Raw genomic sequence first — 6,331 nt, forward strand, 5'->3', positions numbered from 1 at the left:
ACTTAGCCCACTAGGTTACAAACCTCGCGCCGCGATTTAATCGCCCCTAGATTGAACAAATTTCAATCCGCAAAGGTCAACACGCCCTAATAAAAACCCTGCAAATTTGCAGGGTTTTTTAATAATTCGGGTTTAATGACTTACATGTATTAAGGCTTATCTTTTTCTCCAGCCGCTCCATACGTCATCTTCTTGGTTGGCTTTTTTCTTCTTTTTCTTACCTGTGCCGGCGGGCTTTGCCATTGGTTTATCGTTTTTAAGTGCAAGGGCCGCATCAAGGTTTGCTTGGTTTACCGCAAAACCGGTTACTTCTTCACGCTCTAAACGAAGTTTGTTTTTCTTTTCGATTATTTTAAAGTGATGAAAGTCTTCATAATCAATTAACGATAACGCTAAACCAACTTCACCTGCACGGCCGCTGCGGCCAATACGGTGCATGTAATCAGCGGGGCTGCGCGGTAAGTTAAAGTTAATAACAACAGGCAGTTTGGCAATATCTAAACCACGGGCTGCTATATCGGTGGCAATAAGTACTTCTATTTCGCCGGCTTTAAATTTTTCTATTACGCGAGTACGCTCACTTTGGCCTTTATCACCATGAAATACCTGTGCGTTAATACCACGCTTTTCAAGCTTACCTGCTAAGTGCTCACAGTCTTTTTTAGCGTTTACAAAAATAAGTGCTTGGCGCCATTTATGCGCTTTAATTAAATGCGCTAAAACCGTGGTTTTTTCGCCTTTATTAACCGTAAATACACGCTGTACTAAGGTGCTTTCGTCTTTACTTTGAACTTGTATTTCAACAGGGTTAGTTAACAGCTCTTGCGTTAATTGTGTAACTTGCTCTGGGAAGGTTGCTGAAAACAACATGGTTTGTTTTTTAGCGGGCATTAACGCTAATAACTCGGCAAGCTCTTCGGTAAAGCCAAGACTTAACATGCGGTCGGCTTCATCAAGCACAAGTGTAGTTACTTTATCGAGCTTAATAGCATTGCTTGAGATTAAATCGAGCAAACGCCCTGGCGTTGCAACAATAATATCGGCACCGCCGCGTAGAGCCTGCATTTGTGTATTAACCGACACACCACCAAATACCGCGACCGTTTTAATTGCGCCATTAAAGTTAGCAGAATACGATTTAACGCTATCGGCCACCTGCGTTGCAAGCTCACGGGTAGGTACCAAAATAAGCCCAGTTACAAAGTTACCTTTGCTCGCTGCTTTTTTAGCACCTTGCTCTAAAAATAGGGTTTGTAGCATAGGCAAAGCAAACGTCGCTGTTTTACCTGAGCCAGTATTAGCCCCCGCAATTAAATCGCTACCAGCAAGTACACTTGGAATCGCCTTAGCTTGAATTGGCGTAGGTTGGCTGTATTCCAAATCTGTTAAACGAGCTAATAGCTCTGGAATAAGGCCAAGTTCGTTAAAGGTACTAGGGCTTGTTGCTGAGGTCATGAATATTACGGGCTCATTGCTAAAAAAGTAGCCTGTAATTTTAGCGTATTTAGTTCTTATTAAGTAGAGATTAGTGATTTTAATGTTTTATGGGTAACAGCTGCGTGTTGTAAAGGTAACTGTAAGCGCGGGCCACACCTACGCTTTGTCCTTTTACATTACTGCATTTTATTTAACTGTGTTTGTAATCTACTTTTAGTCTCTTTTAAGGCACCTAAATGGGGGTATGTGGTATCTACAACATTTAAAGCCGCTTCTATTTTAATAAGTGCCTGTTGTATATTACCTTGTACCTCATAGCCATAGCCTAACCCCCATAGCGCATCAACAGATTGTGGGTGATGCTTAACATTATGCTTAAATACTGCCACAGCACGCTCATATTGCTGCATATTTACTAGATTGTAACCAAGTTGCCTAACAGCCCTCTCAGGAGGTGTTATTTGCTCACCCCATTGCTGAGATAATGTTTGATAATAAGCATCAATAGATTCTATATCATCGCTTAAAGCACTCATGGGCATTTGTTTGGGTAAAAATAAATTATGGTAGGCATTAAAGGCCCCTGCGACGGAAGTCAGGTTATGTGATACATTTTCAAATGTATCATTGTAAAAACGTAAATTTGGCAAGTTATTAGATTGCAAAGCTTGCTGCAGCTCATTGTATCGCTCACGCATTAAGCCTGCTTCTTCGCCAATATTTATATAAACATAGTTATTCAGATCTTTTGATTTATTGATAAACGATTTAGTCGCTTTTACTGATGCGCCATAGTTCCACCAAACGGCAGGGCTGTAAGCAATGTGTGCTTGAAAAAGCTCAGGGTTAGCTTGCATTGTATAAAGTGCAAACACGCCTGCCGCAGACGCTCCTGCGATCACATTATAATTGTGCGTACGGTAACTTTTATTAATCAAGGGCATAAGCTCTTGCTCAATAAATGCTAAAAACGTTGCTGCACCACCGCCTTCACCTACCGGGCCTTGTGGCTCTTTATTCACTGTGGGGTATAAATCTCTTAAACGATTGGTGTTTTCAATAGCGACAATAATAACCTCGGGCGCACGATTATCATTTTGTAATCGCTCCATCACTGCACTTATAAGCGGTATATTACCCGCGCCATCAAGGCGATAAATAACTGGATAAACTTTGTTTGGATTAGCTTGATAACTCTTTGGAAGCTGGACTACAACTGTGCGTTCTTCGTTTAAAACGGCTGATTTAATAGTGTGTGTTTGTTGCGTATAGCTAATAGTTTGCTGTTTTAAATCAGGCTCTGCAAGTATGCTACTAGAATAAAATATAAATAAACTACATATAAAAACAGCGGTTAATAAACGCATGACTAATCCTTTAGAAAATAGTGTGTTATTTAATCTAACAGGCTTTGAGGTACAAAAAAAGCGCATTAAGCGCCTTTTTATCTTTAACAGGTAATTACCAACCTTTTGATTTTACTCAACAGTAACCGATTTAGCTAAGTTACGTGGTTGGTCAACGTCAGTACCTTTAATTACCGCTACGTAGTACGACAGTAACTGTAATGGCAGTGTGTAAACAATTGGTGCAATAATATCGTCAGTATGGTTTACGTTGATTACACGCATTGTGTCGTCTGACTCAAAGTGTGAATCTTTATCTGCGAATACGTAAATAATGCCGCCACGTGCGCGTACTTCTTCTACGTTTGATTTAAGCTTTTCTAATAGCTCATTGTTTGGTGCTACAACAATAATTGGCATGTCGGCATCAATAAGTGCAAGTGGGCCATGTTTTAGCTCGCCCGCTGCGTAGGCTTCTGCGTGAATGTACGAAATTTCTTTAAGCTTAAGCGCACCTTCCATTGCAATTGGGTATTGCGAACCACGACCTAAAAACAGTGAGTGGTGCTTATCAGCAAATTCTTCTGCAAGGTCTGCAATGCCATCAGCAAGCTGTAATGTTTCTTCAAGCTTAGCGGGTAGTAGTTTTATAGCATTTACAATGGCACTTTGATCAAGCTGCTTTTCTTGCGCTATAGACGCAGTAAGCATTAACAAACCAACTAATTGGGTAGTAAATGCTTTAGTAGAAGCTACACCAATTTCAGCGCCGGCTTTAGTCATAAAGGCAAGGTCAGATTCGCGCACAAGCGATGAACCCGGTACGTTACAAATGGTCATTGAGGCCATGTAACCTTGCTCTTTAGCTAAACGTAATGCCGCTAGCGTATCGGCTGTTTCACCCGATTGTGAAATAGTTACAAGTAGGCTGTTTTCGTGTACATACGATTGGCGGTAACGAAACTCAGAGGCAATCTCAACATTGCAGCTAACGCCTGCAAATTGCTCAAGCCAGTAACGGGCGACCATACCTGAGTGGTATGACGTACCACAGGCAATAATTTGTACGTGTTTTACGTCTTTAAATATTTGCTGAGCGCTGTCGCCAAAGGCATCAATTGCTACGCGGTCGTCGTTTAAACGTCCTTCAAGGGTATTACGTACTGCAAGTGGCTGCTCGTAGATTTCTTTTAGCATGTAATGGCGGTAGTCGCCTTTGCCTGATGCATCTTGCGTGATATTTGATTCAACTACTTCACGCTCAACCGCGTTGCCATTTTCATCAAAAATTTCAACAGTGTCACGTGTAATGCGCGCTACATCACCTTCTTCTAAAAAGATAAAGCTGCGAGTAACCGGTAATAGTGCTAACTGATCAGAAGCAATAAAGTTTTCGCCAAGGCCTAAACCTATAACCAGTGGGCTACCTGAGCGCGCTACGATGATTTCATTGTCGTTTGCTTTATCAAATACAACGGTACCAAACGCACCTTCAAACTGCTTAACCGCTGCTTGAACAGATGCAAGTAATGTAGTGTGTTGCTTACGAAGCTTATGAATTAAGTGCACCATTACTTCGGTATCGGTTTCAGATAGGAACTCGTAACCTTCTTCTTTAAGCGATGCGCGTAGACTTGCGTGGTTTTCAATAATACCGTTATGCACAAGTGCTAGCTGATTGTTTGATACATGCGGGTGAGCATTTTCTTCAGTAACGCTGCCGTGTGTTGCCCAGCGAGTGTGTGCAATACCTGTATGACCGCTTACACCTGCTTTCTCAAGTGCAGCTTCTACGTTCACTACTTTACCTACTGCTTTCACAGTATTTAGTGTAGAGCCTTCTAAAAGTGCTACACCGGCAGAGTCGTAACCACGGTACTCAAGACGTTTAAGGCCTTCAACTAAAATTTTGTTTACTGGACGTTCTGCAACTGCCCCAACTATTCCACACATAGTGTCTCCATTAATTTTTTAATTCTAGTAACTCACTTTGTAATTACTAATCAATAATCTCTGCACAAATTAGTTTTACACCACACGCCTCAATCGCTTTGCGTTTATCATCTGCTAAGCCAGTATCGGTTATTAAAGTGGTTACTATTTTCCACGGTAATTCTAAATTTGGTATTTTTCGGCCAATCTTATCTGATTCAACCATAACGATTACTTCACGAGCGGCTTTTGCCATTACTTGGCTCAAACCAACTAACTCATTAAAGGTAGTAGTACCGCGCTTTACGTCTATGCCGTCAGCACCAATAAAAAGCTGATCAAAGTCGTAAGAGCATAATACGTTTTCGGCAACTTGCCCCTGAAACGACTCAGAATGCGGATCCCAGGTACCGCCGGTCATTAAAAGTGTTGGCTCGTTTTCAAGTGAAAGTAAACGGCTCGCTACTTTAATCGCATTAGTCATTACAACTAACCCACGTTTATTTGCAAGCTCTGGGATCATGGCGGCCGTAGTACGCCCGCTATCAATAATAATGCGGTTATGATCTTTTATAAGTGCAGCTGCAGCCTTGGCTATTGCGACTTTGCGCTTAGAGTCTATTTCGTCACTTACAATTTCTTTAGGCAGTGCAATAGCACCACCGTAACGGCGTAGTAGCAGGCCACTTTTTTCAAGCGCGGTTAAATCTTTACGAATGGTTACTTCAGATGTTTGAAACTGCTCAGCAAGCTTTTCCACAGCCACTTCACCTAGCTCATTAACCTGAGCCAATATATTATGGCGGCGCTGCTGTGTGTTTCGTTTAGTCATAAAGATCGTATATTAAGTTTCGTTTCGAAAGTTGTGCAATTTTAAACGAAACAAGTTAAATGGCAAGTGAACGAGCAAAAATAAAGCAGCTTTCATCAAATTATAATAAAGGTAAAATAGTAAGAGCGTCGCTAACTTAAAAAAGAACCTCCAATGCAGTCATTTAATAGCTTAAGCAAAGAGCTTTTAGCCCTACGTAAACAAACAGGCGAAATATGCCGACTCTTCAATAAAAGCCCGAGTAAAGGCAATTTAAAACGCATTAAAGAGCGATTCGCTCAATGTGGGGAAGGGGTAATTATAGAGTCAGGTTTTCATTGTGATTATGGTAATCAAATAACTATTGGTGATCGTAGCTTCATAAACATTAATTGTACGGTATTAGATGCCCCAATAAATGAAGGAGCCATATGCATCGGTGATGACTGCTTAATTGGCCCTAACGTGCAGTTGTTAGCGGTATCCCATGCTGTTAACCCTACACAGCGACTGAATAAAGATAACTTTGCTGCTCCTATTACAATAGGCAACAACGTATGGATTGGCGCGGGAGTTATCGTTTTAGCGGGTGTTACCATTGGCGATAACGCAGTAGTTGGCGCGGGTTCTGTCGTTACTAAAAATGTAGAGGCAAATACAGTTGTTGCGGGTAATCCCGCCCGAGAAATAAGAACACTATAATTTTAATCAATATATTTTTTTAGCGTTGGGAGTCACTAGCTCGCCTGACCTAGATGGTAGGTGTTGGATGGGTATGTATTACGTGTGCTTATTTTCAGATAGC

5 protein-coding genes are annotated in these 6,331 nt (G+C 41.4%); 1 reads left to right on the plus strand and 4 read right to left on the minus strand.

What is annotated here, in order from left to right:
• Positions 1–156: 156 nt before the first annotated feature.
• The 4 genes from AN389_RS19225 to AN389_RS19240 form a co-directional block, all read right to left on the minus strand.
• Entirely contained in the window at positions 157–1,455 is a 1,299-nt protein-coding gene (locus AN389_RS19225) for a DEAD/DEAH box helicase (protein ID WP_055017907.1), read from the minus strand.
• Positions 1,456–1,613: 158 nt separating this feature from the next.
• Positions 1,614–2,804 (minus strand): alpha/beta hydrolase-fold protein, encoded by a 1,191-nt coding sequence (locus tag AN389_RS19230; protein ID WP_055020480.1) that lies wholly within the window; start codon positions 2,802–2,804, stop codon positions 1,614–1,616.
• Between the two features lie 111 nt (positions 2,805–2,915).
• Positions 2,916–4,736 (minus strand): glutamine--fructose-6-phosphate transaminase (isomerizing), encoded by a 1,821-nt coding sequence (gene glmS, locus AN389_RS19235; RefSeq protein ID WP_055020481.1) that lies wholly within the window; start codon positions 4,734–4,736, stop codon positions 2,916–2,918.
• 46 nt (positions 4,737–4,782) lie between these two features.
• Complete coding sequence (locus AN389_RS19240; protein WP_055016932.1) at positions 4,783–5,547, minus strand: DeoR/GlpR family DNA-binding transcription regulator; 765 nt, start codon at positions 5,545–5,547, stop codon at positions 4,783–4,785.
• Positions 5,548–5,700: 153 nt separating this feature from the next.
• On the opposite strand from AN389_RS19240, the gene AN389_RS19245 reads away from it, so the two are divergent.
• Entirely contained in the window at positions 5,701–6,228 is a 528-nt protein-coding gene (locus AN389_RS19245) for a sugar O-acetyltransferase (protein ID WP_055017915.1), read from the plus strand.
• Positions 6,229–6,331: the final 103 nt, after the last annotated feature.

The organism is Pseudoalteromonas sp. P1-7a (genome assembly GCF_001401855.1).
In the GTDB taxonomy this organism is placed as follows: domain Bacteria; phylum Pseudomonadota; class Gammaproteobacteria; order Enterobacterales; family Alteromonadaceae; genus Pseudoalteromonas.